This is a genomic window from Comamonas sp. (assembly GCF_036643215.1).
Taxonomy (GTDB): domain Bacteria; phylum Pseudomonadota; class Gammaproteobacteria; order Burkholderiales; family Burkholderiaceae_C; genus Comamonas.
In genome coordinates, this window is record NZ_JAVXSJ010000011.1 from 36154 (window position 1) to 54537 (window position 18384).

The window sequence follows — 18384 nt, forward strand, 5'->3', positions numbered from 1 at the left end:
ATGGCGGTCAAAAACATGCCGGGAGCAGAGCCCCAGCGTGCGGCAAGCCCGCCATCATAAAGGCGCTGGGCTTCAATCCTTCTCGGGCATGGCCGAGGAGTGATGGCTGGTGATCAACCATTGCTGACCATCCCAGCCATAGGTAAAGCTGTAGCGTCCGCTGACTTTGGTGCCTGTCTTGGCAAAGCTGAAGGTGTAGAGGCCCGCATCCAGCACCGTGTTGCAGCCAATGTCGACAAAGCGCATGTCAATGCGTCCCTGGGGCTTGTTTTCCAGAAAGTGAACAAAGTAGTCTTCCTTCTCGGCAGCGCTCAAGCGCGCCTTGTTGGAGACCGTGGGCAGCAGGATGGAGCGGGCCGCATAGTTCTTCACCACCTCTGTTGCGCTGAGGCTCTTCAGCGACTGGTTCCAGCGCTCGAACAGGGCGGCGACCTCCGGCTCTGTGATCGCCTTGCACGTGGTTTGCACCGGTGGCGAGGAGCTGGCCTGTGGCTGAGAGCCGGTGCTGGCACAACCCGTCAATACGGCGCAAGCCAGCGCCAACGTGGTCAAAGCAATTTTTGGCATGGAGAGTCTCCTGATTTCAGTCATCAAAAAAGCGCCCGGTGGGCGCTTGCGAGGCTTATGGCCCGTCCCCCTGAGGGGTCTGATGACTATAGATTTTGGCACTCCCAAAAACTTGATCTACCTCAAGGCCACGAGCACTAGATGGTCACAACACTTTTCCGTCAACATCCCCATTCATTGCTACTCAACTCATAGCATTAACCCATTGATACAAAGCGCTAAGACAAGATCAGGGATTAATTCAACACCGGCGAATAGTGCTGGATACGGCAAGCCCCCCGGTCCTTGCAGAGGCCATCCAGATAGCGGTAGCGCACCTTCACCGTAGTACCAGGCTTGGGCCATTGGCGGCGCGGCAGCTCGCTTTGATAGTCGACGGTCTCGGGCCTGAAGCTCAATGCCGTCCCCGCCTGCGGACATTCGGCCTGACCCTTGGCCTGGCTTTCAAGCACGCGAGCCTGCAGCGCGTGGCGGACGGTTTGCTTGTCACGCACCTCGACCTTGAGCTCGCAAATCTCCCAGTTGGCCGCCATGGCTGGTGCACTGATGGCACACAGCATGGCGGCGGCCAGCCAGACTTTGCGTTTATTCGTAGACATGGTCGAAGAACTGTCGCTCCAGCTTCACGGCACGCTGAAAGTAGTGGGTGGCTTCGGCCTTTTGCGTTTCATCCAGCGTAGGGCCGATGCGGTCCAGCTCGCTGCGCAGCCAGCCCACAAAGCCGCGGAAGAAGTCATTGGCATGCAGCACGATCCATTCCGAGTGCTCAAAGCGCTCGGGCATGGGCAGGTGCTTTTTGGCAGGCTGATCGGCCCAGTCCAGATAAATGCCTTCGGCCACGGCCAGCACGGCCATGCAGTTGGCGTAGTTCAGGCTTTGCGCGGCTTCATGCATGAGCTGCTGAAAAGCCTTGGTGGGCGCAGTCAGCTCAGGCGTCAGGCGCTGGTCTTCGGGCACACCCAGCATGTCAAAGCTGCGCAGAAAATATGTGTTCTCGTCGCTGGTGACCATGCCTGCAAATTGCGACAACACCACGCGAGGCGCAAACACATCGGCGCTGGCAATGGCTGCGCCCAGCAGGGCCACAAAACGGTTGATGAACTGATAGTCCTGCACCAGATAGTGGCGCAGCACGGCATCATCCAGCGAGCCATCAAAAATCTCATGGACAAAGCGATGCTGCACGCAGGCATTCCAGTCGGTAATGCAGGACTGACGCAGTTGCTCGGCAAAGCCTTGGGATGGGTTCAAATCACTCACAGCCGTCTCCAGTTTCTATGAAATCAATAGCTGAATGCGCTTGATGTAAGCGCGCTACAGGCCATTTTCATTAAAAAGAAGGCGGTAAACGTCAATGCGTGAGAGCGGCTGTTTTAACGCCGCGTTGCGGAATACCGCCGTTGTCGAATGCCATGTCTGAAGTCCAGACCGCATCGTCCCAGCCCCAGGGGCTGCTGGCTTGCTCCAGACTCAGCACATGCACGCCGCTAATGTCCTTGACGCGCTCTTTAAGCCAGTCCACCTGATCGCTGCGCACAAACACCAAGCAGGCAATTTCCCAATCCGGCTGCGTGATGTTCAGGCCGTGCAGCTGCGTCAGCAGTGGCGCATACCATTTCTCAATGCGTTCATTGAGCCGGTTGACCAGCGCCAGCGGGTAGCCCGAGGCCGAGACTTCCACCACATAGACCTGACGGCGCGCAGGCCGCAGCGCCACAAAGGCTGGGCACTGCCAGCCTTCGGTCAGCTCGTATTTAGGGGCCACAAAAGTTTCGCCGTTGGCCGTGAGCAACTGCATCACGGCTTCTTCATGTCGGTCCATACTGTATCTCTCCGGCGCGCTGAAAGTGCGCGCAGGCTCACACCTTAGCGCAGCCTAAGCCTCGCCGAAGCAAATACCGATATCGCGCGCCATGCTCAGCAGCGGGCTGTCCAGCGGCACGGTGCGCTGGTTGTTGGCCACATCGGCAATCGCAACGCTGCCAATGCGCCCGTTTTGCAGCGTGACCATATAGCCCAGCTGGCCGCCCAGCACCAGTTGCGCTGCGTGGTGGCCGAATTGCGTGGCCAGTACGCGGTCAAAAGGAGTTGGGTCACCACCGCGCTGCACATGGCCCAGCACCGTGGTGCGCACCTCGCTCTTGAGGTGGGGCTGCAGACGCTCGCGCAGCACATGGCCTACGCCGCCAAGGCGCACCGGGTCGGGGCTGTGCGCAATGCGCTCGCGCACCGTCAGGCTCTGGCCGCTTTCCTTGGCACCTTCGCCAATGCAGATGATGGTGTAGCGCTGACGCTCTTCGCGCTCCTGGCAGACCTTGATGATGGCCTGCAGGCCATAGTCAATTTCAGGCAGCAAGATGATGTCGGCGGCCCCTGCAATGCCCGACTCCAGCGCCAGCCAACCCGCATGGCGACCCATGGTCTCCACAATCATCACGCGGTGGTGACTCATGGCGGTGCTCTCGATGCGGCGCAGGCTTTCCGTCACCGTGGCCACGGCCGTGTCAAAGCCAAAGCTGCGCTCGCAGCTGGCAATGTCGTTATCAATGGTTTTTGGCACGCCCACACATTGCAGACCCACCTGCTCCAGACCATGGGCCAGGCTCATGGTGCCGTCGCCGCCAATGGCAACCACCACATCCAGCGCCAGCGCCTTGATATTGAGACCGACCTGAGCCAGCGTCTGCGCATCGCGCAGCGGGTTGGCACTGTTGCTGGTGCCCAGAATAGTGCCGCCGATATGCAAAATGCCCGAGACCTCATCCCAGCCCAGAGCGCGCACGCGTGGCTGCTCGCCCATCAGCCCTTCAAAGCCATCAGCAATGCCCAGCACCTCGCACTGGCCATGGTTGATCAGGGACTTTGTGACCGAGCGGATCACTGCATTCAGGCCGGGGCAATCGCCGCCACCAGTCAGCACACCAACGCGCATGAGAATCTCCTAGTTCTGCCAAACCTGGCCTTTAGCTCTGTTGAGCCCAGCCAAAACAGAATCATCCCACGCCCCATGTGGCGGTTTACGTAGCGTCCATAAAAAACAGGCCGGACTTGCATCCGGCCTGTTTTGCAGTGCTGATTTTTTACGTGCTCAGTGGCAACGCGTTTATTGCGCAGCCATCTCAATCAGGCAGCGCCTTTCGCCGCCTGATCGATACACACTGCGCTTAATTTGCGCGTTCAGGGGTCGCAGCAGCTTGCACATGCTTGCGCACCTTGCTCACCTGACTTTCGCTGACGTCAGAAGCCTGGTTGCCCCAGCCCTTGCGCAGGAAGGTTGCCAGTGCAGCCACTTCGCTGTCGGTCAGGCGGTCGGCGTAGCCTTGCATCACCAGATTCAATGGGCGACGATCCGTCATCAGCGAAGCCGTGCCATTCAGAATCACCGCCACCAGGGGACTGGCATCTTTGCCCTGCACCATGGAGTTGGCTTGCAGTTCAGGGAATATCTCTGGCGAGCCCTTACCGCTCACAAAGTGGCAGGCAGCGCAGTTATCAAGATACAGGCGAGCGCCCAGAGGCATGTCCGGCGATGCAGACTTCAGCAGCGCAGCGGTTGCTTGACCGGCTGCGTCAGCAGGCAGTGGAGCCATGCTGCGAGGGCCGGGAGTCGCAATCTTGGCAGGAGTCGCTTCTACCGCCTGACCGTCCATGCTCTTTAAGAAGACCGCCATGGCGTTCAGGTCCGAATCACTCATGTGCTGCAGCGAATGCTCAACGACCGAGGCCATCTCACCATTCGCCACGGCATGCGCATTACGGCCGGTAGCCATGTAGGCAGCGACTTCTTCCGTGCTCCACTTCTGAATGCGTGCATCCTTGCCGCGCAATGCAGGGGCAGTCCAGTCATCCACCATGCCGCCGCTCAAGAAGCTCTTGTCGGAAAGACGCGTGCCGTCCTGTGCCATATAGCTGGTACGGGGGCTGTGGCAAGCGGCGCAGTGACCGGCACCTTCCGTCAGATACTGACCGCGAATCTGCTGCTCATCACCAGCCATGGGGCTGAACTGAGACTCACCCGACAGGGCCAGCCAGTTCCAGGCACGGATGCCGAAACGCATATTGAACGGGAAGCTCAGGCTGGTCGCCGCGACTTCGTTCTTGACGGGCTTTACTTCCGTCTGCAGGTAGTCATAAAGGGCGCGCAGATCGCTTTCCGTCATGTAGCGATAGTTCTCGTACGGCATGGCGGGATACAGCTGCTGACCGTGGCCCCCAATGCCATCCACCATGGCGGCGCGGAACTGGTCCATGGTCCAGTTGCCAATACCGGTTTCCTTATCAGGAGTGATATTGGACGCCCAGATGGTGCCCATGGGGCTTTCAATGCCGCGGCTACCGGCCATGGGCTCGCCGCCCTTGGCGGTGTGGCAGGCCATGCAGTCACCAGCGCGCATCACCGCTTCACCGCGGCCGGGCTCGGCCTTCCAGTCGGCGGCCAAGGCTTCGTTTGCGGGTGTGGGTTTGAAAGGCACGTAGATCAGCGCCAGCGCCGCGAGGATGCCGAGAACGATCAATGCAATCAGGATGCTGAGGTATTTTTTCATCGTGTGCTACTCCTCAGACCAGCGGACGGGGGTTCTTCAGGTACATCGTGCGGATGGCGTGCAGCGTCCAGTACGCCAGACCGCCAACCATGCCGGTGGGGTTGTACTGGGTGTTCTGCACGAAATTACCGGCACCAAAGACGAACACGTTGTGCTTGTCCCAGGCTTGGCAATAACGGTTCACAGGACCCTCATGGGGGTTGGCGGACATGATGTGACCACCCGTGTTGTGCGTGGTCTGGTAAGGACGCACGTCAAACTTGGCACCAATGTTCTTGAAGCCCGACTGCAGCAGATCTGGCTTCAAAGCGTTGCCCACTTCCTCGGCCTTGATCTTCTGGTACTGGGTCATCTTGATGTCGTTGTCCTGCCAGTTAAAGGTCATGCGCATCAACGGACGTCCATGCGGATCCTTGTAAGTGGGGTCCAGATCCAGGTGGTTGTTGCGGTAGGACATGTGCGAGCCGTGGGTGCCGATCGACATGGAGTGGCCGTACCACTCGCCGATGCCCTTCTTCCAGCCAGCACCCCAGCCGGGAGTGCCCTTGGGCAGCGGCATGGAGCGAATGGGCTGGCCATTCATGGAGCCGACGCGCCAGTAAGCGCCACCGATAAAGCCTAGCTTGCCGAAGTCGTTCTGGTTGATGCCGTAGTCATCGATGCACATGCCGTTGGAGCCGTGACCAATGAAGGGGTTGAAGTTCTCCTCCTTGAAGAACAAGGTCACGCCACCATTCATCTGGTAGGCGTAGTTCTTGCCCGTCACACCCTTGTTGGTCTTGGGATCGTAGGCCTCGCCAATGCCGGACACGAGCATCAGGTGCACGTTGTTAAGCTGGTAAGACGAAAGGATCACCAGGTCTGCAGGCTGGAATACTTCTTCTTGCTTGATGGCGTCGAAATAGGTCACGCCTGTGGCTGTCTTGCCGTCGGCTGCAGTTTCCACGCGCAGCACTTCGGAGTGCGTGCGGTAGCTGAAGTTCTTCTTGCGTTTGAGTGCATCAAGCACTGCCGTCTGTGGCGATGACTTGGAATACTGATAGCAACCAAAGCGCTCGCAGAAGCCGCAGAAGTTGCAAGGCGCCATCTGCATGCCATAGGGGTTCACGTAGGACGTGGACGCAATACCGGCAGGCGCGGGAAACGGGTGCAGGCCCATGCTCTTGGCGCAGGCCTCGAACTTACTGGAATCATAGGTCGTACCCAGCGCAGGCATGGGGTACTCCTTCGAGCGCCAGCCTTCAAACGGATTGCCGCCTGCCTGGATCTGGCCCTTGAGGTTGCCAGCCTTACCGGACACACCGGCCACTTCATCAAACTGGGTGAAGAAGGGCTCCAGCTCGTCATAGCTGACGGGGTAATCCATCAGGTTCATGCCTTCCGGAATGATGGACTCGCCCCATTTTTCCTTCACATAGCTACGCAGCTTGATTTCTTCGGGCTGTGGACGCCACAGCAAACCATTCCAGTGCGTGCCGGCACCGCCCACGCCATTGGCGGGCAGGAAGGAGCCCATGGAACGGTAAGGCAGCGCGATTTCGTTGTCGTCACGACGCACCGTCACCGTGGCTTGGCGAGGGTGCTGCATGTTCTTCAAACGCACACCATAGGTGAGTTCGTCGATCTGATTGGGGTACTTGAACTCAGGCACCGTGTTCTGGTCGCCGCCGCGCTCCAGCGCCACGATTTCCAGGCCTTCAGCGGCCAGTTCCATACCTGCGATAGAGCCAGTCCAGCCCAGGCCGACGATCACGACGTCTTTTTTCTTTTCAATGCGTGCCATGGTTATGCTCTCTCGCCTTTGATGGATACAGGGCCCAGGGGGTACTTCACGTTGTGCTGATCCACCCATTCGGCGTAGCTGGCACGTGCGCCCGGGAAGCCGATGTACTTCCAGGACTGCATGCCGTGGTTGCCGCCGTGCACAGGGTCGGCAAAGTAGCCTTCCTTGGTGTTGGCCAGCAGCGTTGTGAAGAAAAAGCTCAGTTCAGGGTCCAGCTTGATCTCGCCCTTTTGCAGTGCGGTCAAGGCTTCGTCTTGCTGCTTGGGGTCCAGAGCCTTGAACTCCTTGCCAAAGCGCTCTTTGCACACGGCGTTGAACGCAGGAATCGCCTTGCGGTAGAGCTGCGCAGGGTTCAGCGGCGACTGCCAGCCGCGATCGGGCGTGGCGGCAGGGTCGTGCGGGCCTTCCATGTACCAGATCTCGGCATTGCCGTAGTAGCCCTGCAACTGGCGGTCGATGAACACGGGCACATGGGCTTCGATAGCGCCAGGGCCATCACCCTCCGAAGGGATCAGGCGGGCCGTGGCTGCCATCACAAAAGTCCATTCCTCGGGGTTGAGGTACTCAGGCTTGTACTTGTCCAGCTGAACAGGCACTTCCTTGGAGTTGGCATGAAACGTCATGGCAACACCGGTCAGCGCCACGCCGGCGCCAGCACCGGAGGCCATCAGAAACGATCTGCGACTGGGTGGGGAAGAGTTAGACATTGTTGATTCCTACATCGTGTAAACAGCGAGATCGACATGCCAGCCATTCACTGGAATGCGCTCGCTCAGGACTTGTGGTCCTGTGAAATGCGATGAGGCGTGCATGCAAAAAAAGGGGCAAAGCCCCAGTAAAAAAGTGTGCACACACACCCAGAAAAGCCTCAACAATGAAGCTTTCTCATACGTTCTTAATGCTTCAATAATAGTTACCTATGCAATTAGGTGTTTCTTGCGATTAGCACAACTGCCTGCCAGTCGTGGTCTTTTATCTCAGCAAAAACGTGGGGTTTACCATTAGATATAAGACATAAGACTCACCCACCCAACATGCGTAGGCATAAAAAAATCCGCTGCAAACCTAAGCTTGCAGCGGATGTGGGGGCGGGCCTGTTGATCGTGAATCAGGGCAGCTGATTCAGCGCATCCAGATAAGCAGGCTGACGCATCAAGTCGCCCCATGCCTGAGGTTCGGTATCGGGCAACAGCGACAGGCGGCGCGATTCGCTGTCTTCGTCGGGCAGCCAGCGGCCATCACGCAGCGCAGCACCCATGCCGTCCAGCAATTCATCCACATGCTCGCCAAAGCCCAGGCTCTGATTGCACAGCAGCACCATGTCGCAGCCCGCGTTCAGCGCGGCCAGCGCGGCATCGGTAAAGCTGATCAGCTCGCCATTGATACGGCGCGCGCCTTCCATGCTCAGGTCATCGCTGAAGATGGCTCCGTCATAGCGCAGGCGGCTGCGCAAAATATCTTTGAGCCATTTCTCGCTAAAGCCTGCGGGGCGCTTGTCCACCTTGGGGTAGATGACATGGGCGGGCATCACCGCGGTGAGCACGCTGCTCAGCCACGGGTATGGGGCAGCATCTTCATCAAGAATGGCGCTCAGGCTGCGCTTGTCGACAGGGATATCGACATGCGAATCGGCCTTCACAAAGCCGTGGCCGGGGAAATGCTTGCCGCAATTGCCCATGCCCGCTTGCAGCAGGCCGTGCATCAGGCTCTTGGCCAGGGCTGCCACCACGCGCGGGTCGCGGTGAAAGCTGCGGTCGCCGATGACCGAGGATTCGCCATAGTCCAGGTCCAGCACGGGCGTGAAGCTGAAATCCACGCCGCAGGCGCGCAACTCCGTTCCCAGCACATAGCCCGCCGCCGTGGCGGCGTTCATGGCGCGCATGGCGCCGCTGCCTTCGCGGTGCTTTTTGCCCTTGCCGTCATCCATCCACATCTCGCCAAAGGCGCGCATGGGCGGAATGTGGGTAAAGCCATCGGTACGGAAGCGCTGCACGCGGCCGCCTTCGTGGTCGACGCTGATCAGCAAGTCAGGCTTGACGGCCTTGATGTCAGCGCACAGCTGGACCAGCGCGCTGCGGTCTTCCCAGTTGCGCTTGAAGAGGATGATGCCGCCCACCAGTGGGTGGGCCAGACGGGCGCGGTCGACATCGGTGAGGGACGTACCTGCAATATCGATGATGAGAGGGGCGTGCATGCTCATGAATACTTCTAACAAAGTGAACTTAAAGGCTTCCCTGATCAAAACCAGAGGCCACCAGCAAGGGCCGCCCCGCAGCAAAGGTGGCTGTCCCCTTGAGGGGAAGCCGCAAAGCGGCTCAGGGGGGAGACATTTTTTCAACAACGCAGAAACTGGCTGCGTAGTCGCTTTCATCCGTGACCGACAGGTGCACGGTCAGATTGTTTTTTTCAAACCACTCTTTGAGTGCGCCATGCAGGCGAATGGCCGGCTGGCCGCTGGGCAGTTTGATGACCTCGCAATGCCGCCAGGTCATGGGCATGACAATGCCCATGCCAATCGCCTTGCTAAATGCCTCTTTGGCCGAAAAGCGCGTGGCCATATAGCGAATGCCGCGCTCGGGCCAGCGCTCGCTGCGGGCCTTCCAGGTCGCCAGCTCCCCATCGGCCAGAATCTTTTTGGCAAAGCGCTCGCCATGCTTTTCCAGACTCGCGCGAATGCGGCGCACGTCGCAGATATCCGTACCTATGCCGTAGATCATGCTTTACTCCTTATGAGCCAAAAATGGCTCAAGCGCTTATTCATCAAGCGCTGGCAGCTATGGTTTCAGGATTACTTGGTCGCCATACCCGCGTCGATGCAGGCCTGATAGGCCTTTACGGTTTCGGCATAACCCAGCTCCAGCGCATCGGCAATCAGGGCGTGACCAATCGACACTTCGGCTAGGCCCGGCACGCGCGCCACAAAGGCAGCCAGGTTGTCGCGATTCAGATCGTGACCAGCGTTGATTCCCAGCCCCACATCCAGCGCAGCCTGCGCGGCCTTGGCGTAGGTTTGCAGTTGCAGCTCTTGGTCAGCCTTGCCCCAGTTGGCAGCAAAGGGCTCGGTATACAGCTCCACGCGGTCAGCACCCACGGCTTTGGCGGCAGCCATTTGTTCAGGGACAGGATCCATGAACAGGCTGACGCGCACACCCAGCGCCTTGCATTCGGCGATCAGAGGCTTCAAACGCTCGGCATCCTGCGGGAAGGCCCAGCCATGGTCGCTGGTGAACTGCTCTTCGCTGTCAGGCACAAAAGTGGCCTGATGCGGACGCGTCTGACGGATGAAATCCATCAGGTTCTGCGTGGGGTTGCCCTCAATATTGAACTCGGCCTGGGGCCAGCTCTTGAGCAGTTCCTGCAGATCAAACACGTCTTGCGCGCGGATATGGCGCTCGTCAGGACGGGGGTGGATGGTAATGCCCTGCGCCCCGGCTTCCAGACAGATTTGCGCCGCGCGTGTGACCGACGGAATACCCAGATGGCGGGTATTGCGCAGCAGCGCCACCTTGTTGACATTGACTGAAAGCGCGGTGCGCGGAGAGGCAGAGTGGTTCATAGCGATTGCAAATCCATCATCAGCTGGCGGGTGCGCAGCATTGTCGAGCCGCAATGGTATTGCAGAAGATTGCGCAATTGCGGCTTCAGGGCCTGAGCCACTTCGGGCTCAGCCAGCGCCTTGAGGGTGCGGGGAAAGGGCTGATCGGTCTGCAGCGCCAGCTCTATGCTCTGCCACTGTATGCCGGTAAGCGCCGCGCGCTCGAATTCAGAGGCCTGGCGCAGCCCGCCATCAGCCACCAGTGTGTAGCGCAAAGCAGTATTGACTTGGCTGAGCGTGGCGCTTTCCTGCGTCAGATCAGGCAAATGGCCCAGCTCGCGCAGCAGTACCAGTTCAAAGGCACGCAGCACCGGCTCTATGGCATCGGTAGTACCGCCGTGCTGGCCGGCCAGCACGCGCACCACACCAGCGTAAATATCAAACAGCGCCGCATATGGGTCGTCGCGCGCCAGCAGGCGCAGCAGCAGCTCGTTGAGATACATGCCAGACCACAGCGCATCGCCCTGCGGCATGACATGGCCGCCTACCCACTCCGCACCTTTGAGCGAGTGAATTTCGGCATTGCCCTCCGCGCCCAGCGTGTAGTTGAGCTTCAGCGGCTGCAACGGCAGCAGCACGGGGCGAAAGTTGGAGGTATGGCGCTTGACGCCCTTGGCCGCCAGCGCCACGCGCCCGCGATGGCGCGTGAACACCTCCAGAATCAGGCTGGATTCGCTCCAGTCGTACTGGTGCAGGATGTATGCGGGTTCGTCGCTGACGCGTTTGGCTGCCACGGAGTGCTTGAGAAAAAAGAAAAGGCCTCAGCAGAGGCCTTGGTTCGGAAATGATAGCTTGCAGCGCAGTCTTCACTGAGCCGCAAGGCAATCACTCATAGCCGAAGGATTTGACACGGGCCTCATCATCCGCCCAGCCAGACTTGACCTTGACCCAGACTTCCAGGAACACCTTCGCGTCCAGAATCTTTTCCAGATCTTGGCGAGTTTCGGTAGAGATGCGCTTGAGGCGCTCGCCACCCTGACCAATCACCATGGCCTTGTGGCCGTCGCGCTCAACCACGATGGTGGCGGCGATGCGCATAAAGCGACCAAACTTGGGGCTGGGCTCTTCCTCGAACTTGTCGATGACGACCGTGGAGGTGTAAGGCAGCTCATCGCCGGTAAAGCGGAAGAGCTTCTCGCGCAGGGTTTCAGAAGCCAGGAACTTCTCGCTGCGGTCGGTCAGCTCGTCTTCACCGTAGAACCATTCCTGCTGTGGCAAGTACTTGGAGCAGATACCGAACATGCGTTCGACATCTTTTTTGTTCTTGGCCGACATGGGCACGAACTCAGCAAAAGGATGACGCTCCTGCATGTCCTTGAGCCAAGGCGCCACCTCATGGCGACGGCCCACGGTGTCCAGCTTGTTGGCAATCAGCAGCGTGGGAATGCCAGGCTTGAACAGGCTCAGTACCTTGGCATCCGCCGGGGTGAAGCTGCCTGCTTCGACCACGAACAAGATCAGGTCCACATCACCAATCGCGCCTAGCACCGTCTTGTTCAGCGACTTGTTGAGAGCGGTGGAGTGCTTGGTCTGAAAACCGGGCGTATCCACAAAAACGAACTGCGTATCGTCCTTGGTACGGATACCGGTAATGCGGTGACGCGTGGTCTGTGCCTTGCGCGAGGTAATCGAGACCTTCTGGCCGACCAGCGCGTTCATCAGTGTGGACTTGCCCACGTTGGGCTTGCCCACAATGGCGATCAGGCCGCAGCGCTGCTCTTCAGGCGCGTAAACGCGAGCAGGCTCAGCCGACTCTTCCTCGCGCATCACAGTAGGAGCGCTGCCAGGCTTGGCTGCCGCCAGCATTTCGCTGATGTAGTCAAGGCTAGGGTCGCTGATATCGGTAGAAACAGCCTTAGGCCCTTTCAAGGGCTTAGCGTTTGATGCACCTACGGTGCCTGCTATCTTTTTCTTAGCAGCATCGGTCATGGATTTTTGGCTTTCAATTGGTCCAGCACGGCAGCAGCTGCTGCCTGCTCGCCCATACGGCGGGATACTCCCGTCCCCTGGGCTTTAATATTCCATTCGGCAATGGTGCACGCGACCGTAAAGATCTGCTTGTGCGCCGCGCCACTGATTTCCACCACATCGTATTGCGGCAGCTTCATGCGCTTGCCTTGCAACAACTCTTGCAGTGCGGTCTTAGGGTCTTTTTCAGCCGCACGCATGTGGGGGTTGATGTCCACGCCCTCAAAGAGGTGGTGGACGACTTTCTCGCCTGCGGAAAATCCAGCATCCAGATAGACAGCGCCAATCAGCGCTTCTACAGCATCTGCCAGGATGGAGGGGCGCTGCTTGCCGCCCGACTTGGATTCGCCCTCACCCAGACGCAAAAGCCCGGGCAATTGCAGCTGCAGCGCAATCTTGTGCAGCGTGCCTTCTTTGACGAGATTAGCCCGAACGCGCGAGAGATCGCCTTCGGGCATAGATGCCAGCTTGGCATACAGCAAGCTGGAGATAGCGAGGCTGAGCACCGAGTCGCCCAGAAACTCCAGGCGTTCGTTGTTGTCAGCCGAAAAGCTGCGGTGCGTTACCGCACGCTGCAGCAGGGCCAGATTGGAAAATTGGTGTTGCAGCCTTTGCTGCAGTGCGACTAGAGCAGGTTCCACCTGAAAGGACTATTTCTTGAAACGGTAAACAAGGAAGGCAGGGCCTGCCAGAGGAATTTCACGGGAATATTCAAAGCCCACCACGATCTTGTCGTTGACCTTGGTCACATTCAAATCGTTGCCCGTAACTGACTTGAAATCATCAATGGCTGCTGAGCGATCAAATGCGGCTTTGACTTCCGCCACGGTATTGCCTTCAGCGGCGGCCTTGTTGGCTGCCTTGGTGATGGCTTGATACTCGAGGAAGACGGGCACCGATTGTGCGCCAATTGCCACCACCGAGACGATGATGGCCACGAGAAACACCAGACCGATGAAGGACAGGCCACGCTGACGCGAACGCAATGCAAGATTCTTCATACTTTTCTCCTCTTTAGGCGGGAATGTATCGACCCGCTCATCCCAGAAAATTGTCGAAACGAATACCAGAGCTTAGCTAGCGCTTAGTGAAAGCGGCCAATACGGCCCAGATCACCAAAGTTCATCCAGACAAAGAAAGCCTTGCCCACGATGTTCTTGTCCGGCACAAAGCCCCAGTAACGAGAATCCAGCGAGTTATCGCGGTTGTCGCCCATCATGAAGTAATGGCCTTCGGGTACTTTGCAGGTCACGCCTTCCACGCTGTAGCGGCAGTTTTCCTTAAAGGCGAAATCGCTTGTACCTTGAATGAAACCGGGCACATCGTTGTTGACGATGACGTTGTGCGGCTTCTCACCCAGGGTTTCTTCAAACTGTTTGAAGTAACGCATCACGTCACGATCCAGAAAATCTGGCAGCTCGCGGGTGGGCAGTTCCTTGCCATTGATGCTCAGGCGCTTGTTGATATAAGCCACTTCATCACCGGGCACACCCACCACACGCTTGATGTAATCGAGCGTAGGCTGGGGTGGGTAACGGAACACCATCACATCGCCACGCTGGGGCTTGTTGCCTTCGGTGATCTTCTTGTTGATGACGGGCAGACGGACGCCGTAGGTGAACTTGTTCACCAGGATCAGGTCACCCACCATCAGCGTCGGGATCATGGAGCCCGAAGGGATCTTGAAGGGCTCAAACAAGAACGAGCGCAGCACGAAGACGATGGCAATCACCGGGAACAGGCCTGCTGTCCAGTCCAGCCACCAGGGCTGCATCAAGATGCGGCCCTTGGCCTCTTCCGAGACTTCAATATCCGTCTTGGCGATGCCCATGCGATCCAGCTCGGCACGGCGCTCAATCACCGCCTGCTCCAGCGCAACCGCAGCAGCGCGACGCTTGGGCCAGAAGTAAAAGCGTTCCGCCAACCAGTACACACCGGTCACCACCGTTGCCAGAAACAGCAGTAGCGCGAAGTTGCCTTCGATGGAACCCGTGTACCAGGCAGCGATGTAGCCTACAAACGCCGCCAGGATGGCAGCCGTGATCCACTGAATGACTTGCATCAATCCTCCACTTGCAAAATGGCCAGGAAGGCTTCTTGCGGGACTTCGACCGAGCCAATTTGCTTCATGCGCTTCTTACCGGCCTTCTGCTTTTCCAGCAGCTTGCGCTTACGCGAGACGTCGCCGCCGTAGCACTTGGCCAGCACGTTCTTGCGCATGGCCTTGACGGTTTCACGCGCAATGATGTTGGCGCCAATGGCAGCCTGAATGGCCACGTCAAACATCTGGCGGCTGATAATTTCGCGCATCTTGGCCACCACCGCACGACCACGGAAAGTAGCCTGCGAGCGGTGAACGATGATGGACAGAGCATCGACTTTTTCGCTGTTGAGCAAGATGTCGACCTTGACCACATCAGAGGTGCGGTACTCCAGGAACTCATAGTCCATGGAGGCATAACCGCGCGAGACCGATTTGAGCTTGTCAAAGAAGTCCAGCACGATTTCACCCAGAGGCATTTCATAGGTCAGCATGACCTGACGACCGTGATAAGCCATGTTCTTCTGGATGCCACGCTTCTGGTTGGCCAGCGTCATTACCGGGCCCACATAGTCTTGCGGCATGTACAGATGCACGGTCACGATGGGCTCGCGGATTTCCTCCATGCGGCCTTGGTCGGGCATCTTGGATGGGTTCTCCACCTGAATGACTTCACCATCGGCCTTGACCACTTCGTACACAACGCTGGGGGCGGTGGTGATAAGGTCCTGATCGAACTCGCGCTCCAGACGTTCCTGCACGATTTCCATGTGCAGCAGGCCCAAGAAGCCGCAGCGGAAGCCAAAGCCCAGCGCTTGCGAGACTTCGGGCTCGTATTGCAGCGCAGCATCATTGAGCTGCAGCTTTTCCAGTGCGTCACGCAACTGGTCATATTCAGAGGCTTCGGTGGGGTACAGACCCGCGAACACCTGAGGCTTGACTTCCTTGAAGCCCGGCAGGGCCTTCTCGGCTGGACCCAGGTTGTTCGGCAGCTTCTTTTCCAGAGTGACGGTATCGCCCACCTTGGCGGCCTTCAGCTCCTTGATGCCTGCAATGATGTAGCCTACTTCACCAGCCTTGAGCGCATCGCGCGGCTGGGTGGCTGGGGTGAACACGCCGATGTTGTTGGCTTCATAGGCTGCGCCTGTGGCCATCATCTTGAAGCGCTCGCCCTTCTTGAGCTGACCGTCGACCACGCGCACCAGCATCACGACGCCCACATAGGGGTCAAACCAGCTGTCCACGATCATGGCGCGCAGCGGAGCATCAGGGTTGCCCTTGGGGGCAGGCACCTTGGCCACAATGGCTTCCAGAATCTCGTCGATGCCCATGCCGGTCTTAGCCGAGCAAGGAATGGCATCCGTCGCATCAATGCCGATCACGTCTTCGATCTCGGCCTTGGCGTTGTCTGGATCGGCGTTGGGCAGATCCATCTTGTTCAGCACGGCAAACACTTCCACACCCAGATCAAGCGCGGTGTAGCAATTGGCCACGGTCTGGGCTTCCACACCTTGCGAGGCATCGACTACCAGCAGACCACCTTCACAGGCGGACAGCGAACGCGACACTTCATACGAGAAGTCCACGTGACCGGGGGTATCGATCAGGTTCAGGTTGTAGACGTTGCCGTCCTTGGCCTTGTACTGCAGAGCTGCGGTCTGCGCCTTGATGGTAATGCCGCGCTCTTTCTCGATGTCCATCGAGTCCAGCACTTGGGCTTCCATATCGCGGTCGGCGAGACCGCCGCAGCGCTGGATCAGGCGGTCCGCCAGCGTGGACTTGCCATGGTCAATGTGCGCAATGATGGAGAAATTACGGATGTGATTCATCAACGAGAAAGACAGCTTGAATTGAAAAAAGGTGGTTGGCAGACGCAAGAAAAAAGGGCGCGTCCCTCAGCGGCGCGCCCTTAACCAACAATCTCTGGCAACTGCGATAGTTGGGACTTCATTGTAGGCAAAACTGGCCGCAAACCAAGACCCAGCAAGGCTTGACAATTTTCGGTTTGTGATTTTCAACTTCATTTACTAACAGTTTATTCACAATTCAGAAAACGCCGATCACCTTTTAGCAGCCGGAGATTGCAAGGGCTTTTGCACCGCTTGAAAACCGCTTATCAGCGCAGTTTTTTGCGTCCAACCACCATGCATTTGGCATGGATTCTACCCAATGGCATAGGGGCACTTGCAGGTGCAGGTCTTGCGGCCATTCCAGATCATGAAATGACAGCCAGACCTGCTGCTTTTGGGTGACCTTACTTAGAGGGACGAATCAGCACGTACTGCGCCCAGTCGCCTCGGCGCACCAGCACATTCACGGGCTTGGACTTGTCCGCCTTGGCCCAGGCCGCCTCAAAGCTCTTGAGGTCAGACACTTCGGCATTGGCCAGTTGCAGGATTACATCGCCTTCGCGCAGGCCTGCACGCGCAGCAGCATCGACCGCAGCCGTCACGCGCACACCGCCCTTGACGGAGAGTTCCTTCTTCTGTGCCGACGTCAGCTCGCTCAAGGTCAGGCCCAGAGATTTATTTTCCAGCACGCCTTGGGGAGTCTTGCTGTTGCCGCCACTGCCCGCCTTGGTCTTGACCGCTTCGTCAGAGGGCACTTCGGCAATCACCATGCTCAACTCCTTGAGCTTGCCACGGCGCAGCACGGTAATCGTGCTCTTGGTGCCGGGCTTGGTATTGCCCACCATGCGCGGCAGGTCGGACACCTTTTCGATGGCCTTGCCGTCGAACTTGGTAATCACGTCACCGGGCTCGACCCCTGCCTTGGCAGATGGCGAGTCAGGCTCAACCGCCGACACCAGTGCGCCTTCGGGCTTGCCAAGGCCAATGGACTCGGCCACCTCCTTGGTCACAGGGCCAATCTGCACGCCAATACGGCCACGCGTCACTTTGCCGGCGGTACGCAACTGCTCGCTGACACGAATGGCCTCATCCACGGGAATCGCAAAGCTGATGCCCATAAAACCGCCAGAGCGCGAGTAAATCTGGCTATTGATGCCCACCACCTCACCACGCATATTGATCAGCGGACCGCCCGAGTTACCGGGATTGATGGCCACGTCAGTCTGGATAAAGGGCAAGTAGTCGCCCGTGTCGCGCTGCTTGGCCGAGACAATGCCAGCCGTAACCGAGTTCTCCAGCCCAAAGGGTGAGCCGATGGCCATGACCCATTCGCCCACGCGCAGCTTGCTCACATCGCCAATCTTCACGGCGGGCAGGTTTTTGGCATCGATCTTGACCACGGCCACATCGGTGCGCTTGTCTGAGCCCACGATTTTTGCCTTGAACTCGCGCTTATCGGTCAGCGTGACGATTACGTCGTCAGCGCCTTCAACCACGTGGGCGTTGGTCATCACATAGCCATCGGACGTGAGCACAAAGCCCGAGCCTACGCCGCGAGGCTGCTCTTCTTCAGTCTGTCCCCCCTTAGGAGCGCGTCCACCCGGCACTTTGGGCACAGGGAGGCCAAAGCGGCGGAAGAACTCCAGCATGTCTTCATCCATGCCCAGCGCTTCGCCAGCGTTGTTGGAGACTTTCTCCAGCGTACGAATGTTGACGACCGATGGGCCGACCTGATCGACCAGATCCGTAAAGTCCGGCAGGCCTCGCACCGCTCCAGCGCTTTGCGCATGCGCTGCAGTGACGGGAAAAACGGCCACGCCTGCAGCAGCGGCCACTGTCAGGGCGCTGGCCAGTGCGGTGGCCGAAACACGGGATTTGAGCGTCATCCAGGCTGGTGTGCGCATCGTTGTTATCCTTGTTCAAGTCGTCTGACAAACCGGGCCTGAAACCAAAGACTCAGACCCATGAAAAAAGCCAAAGAGTGCTATTCAAACACTCTTTGTAGCAAAAGCCATCAGCCGCAGCAAACGTCTGGC

The 18384-nt window shown here is 58.4% G+C and carries 18 protein-coding genes; all 18 read right to left on the bottom strand.

The features are described 5' to 3' along the window. Positions 1–72: 72 nt before the first annotated feature. Complete coding sequence (locus RSF91_RS09600) at positions 73–567, bottom strand: DUF4440 domain-containing protein (RefSeq protein ID WP_332568206.1); 495 nt, start codon at positions 565–567, stop codon at positions 73–75. Between the two features lie 236 nt (positions 568–803). Then, complete coding sequence (locus tag RSF91_RS09605; RefSeq protein WP_332568207.1) at positions 804–1166, bottom strand: hypothetical protein; 363 nt, start codon at positions 1164–1166, stop codon at positions 804–806. Then, positions 1153–1827 carry a TenA family protein gene (locus RSF91_RS09610; protein WP_332568208.1) on the bottom strand — a complete coding sequence of 225 codons (675 nt, stop codon included), beginning with the start codon at positions 1825–1827 and terminating at the stop codon, positions 1153–1155. The genes RSF91_RS09605 and RSF91_RS09610 overlap by 14 nt, the downstream gene beginning before the upstream one ends. A 91-nt stretch (positions 1828–1918) precedes the next feature. Then, complete coding sequence (locus RSF91_RS09615; RefSeq protein ID WP_332568209.1) at positions 1919–2389, bottom strand: hypothetical protein; 471 nt, start codon at positions 2387–2389, stop codon at positions 1919–1921. Between the two features lie 54 nt (positions 2390–2443). Next, positions 2444–3499, bottom strand: a complete 1056-nt coding sequence (locus RSF91_RS09620) for a 6-phosphofructokinase (RefSeq protein WP_332568210.1) — start codon at positions 3497–3499, stop codon at positions 2444–2446. Positions 3500–3731: 232 nt separating this feature from the next. Then, entirely contained in the window at positions 3732–5111 is a 1380-nt protein-coding gene (locus RSF91_RS09625; RefSeq protein ID WP_332568211.1) for a cytochrome c, read from the bottom strand. Positions 5112–5124: 13 nt separating this feature from the next. Beyond that, positions 5125–6894 (bottom strand): GMC family oxidoreductase, encoded by a 1770-nt coding sequence (locus tag RSF91_RS09630; protein WP_332568212.1) that lies wholly within the window; start codon positions 6892–6894, stop codon positions 5125–5127. A gap of 2 nt (positions 6895–6896) precedes the next feature. Beyond that, the gene (locus RSF91_RS09635) at positions 6897–7601 is read right to left on the bottom strand and encodes a gluconate 2-dehydrogenase subunit 3 family protein (RefSeq protein ID WP_332568213.1); all 705 of its coding nucleotides are present in this window, start codon (positions 7599–7601) and stop codon (positions 6897–6899) included. Between the two features lie 401 nt (positions 7602–8002). Continuing rightward, on the bottom strand, positions 8003–9094 hold the full coding sequence (gene nagZ, locus RSF91_RS09640) for a beta-N-acetylhexosaminidase (protein WP_332568214.1): 1092 nt from the start codon (positions 9092–9094) through the stop codon (positions 8003–8005). 115 nt (positions 9095–9209) lie between these two features. Further along, positions 9210–9611, bottom strand: a complete 402-nt coding sequence (gene acpS / locus RSF91_RS09645; protein WP_332568215.1) for a holo-ACP synthase — start codon at positions 9609–9611, stop codon at positions 9210–9212. Between the two features lie 71 nt (positions 9612–9682). After that, a complete protein-coding gene (locus RSF91_RS09650) occupies positions 9683–10450 on the bottom strand; it encodes a pyridoxine 5'-phosphate synthase (RefSeq protein ID WP_332568216.1) in 768 nt (255 codons plus the stop codon). After that, a complete protein-coding gene (recO, locus tag RSF91_RS09655) occupies positions 10447–11223 on the bottom strand; it encodes a DNA repair protein RecO (protein ID WP_332568217.1) in 777 nt (258 codons plus the stop codon). The genes RSF91_RS09650 and recO overlap by 4 nt, the downstream gene beginning before the upstream one ends. A gap of 91 nt (positions 11224–11314) precedes the next feature. Then, complete coding sequence (era, locus tag RSF91_RS09660) at positions 11315–12256, bottom strand: GTPase Era (RefSeq protein ID WP_233210282.1); 942 nt, start codon at positions 12254–12256, stop codon at positions 11315–11317. Positions 12257–12414: 158 nt separating this feature from the next. Beyond that, positions 12415–13098 carry a ribonuclease III gene (rnc, locus tag RSF91_RS09665; protein ID WP_332568218.1) on the bottom strand — a complete coding sequence of 228 codons (684 nt, stop codon included), beginning with the start codon at positions 13096–13098 and terminating at the stop codon, positions 12415–12417. Between the two features lie 9 nt (positions 13099–13107). Continuing rightward, entirely contained in the window at positions 13108–13458 is a 351-nt protein-coding gene (locus RSF91_RS09670; protein ID WP_099738233.1) for a DUF4845 domain-containing protein, read from the bottom strand. Positions 13459–13541: 83 nt separating this feature from the next. Continuing rightward, entirely contained in the window at positions 13542–14519 is a 978-nt protein-coding gene (gene lepB, locus RSF91_RS09675; RefSeq protein ID WP_332568219.1) for a signal peptidase I, read from the bottom strand. Further along, the gene (gene lepA, locus RSF91_RS09680) at positions 14519–16327 is read right to left on the bottom strand and encodes a translation elongation factor 4 (RefSeq protein ID WP_332568220.1); all 1809 of its coding nucleotides are present in this window, start codon (positions 16325–16327) and stop codon (positions 14519–14521) included. The genes lepB and lepA overlap by 1 nt, the downstream gene beginning before the upstream one ends. 425 nt (positions 16328–16752) lie before the next feature. Further along, positions 16753–18252 carry a DegQ family serine endoprotease gene (locus tag RSF91_RS09685; RefSeq protein WP_332568221.1) on the bottom strand — a complete coding sequence of 500 codons (1500 nt, stop codon included), beginning with the start codon at positions 18250–18252 and terminating at the stop codon, positions 16753–16755. Between the last annotated feature and the right edge of the window lie 132 nt (positions 18253–18384).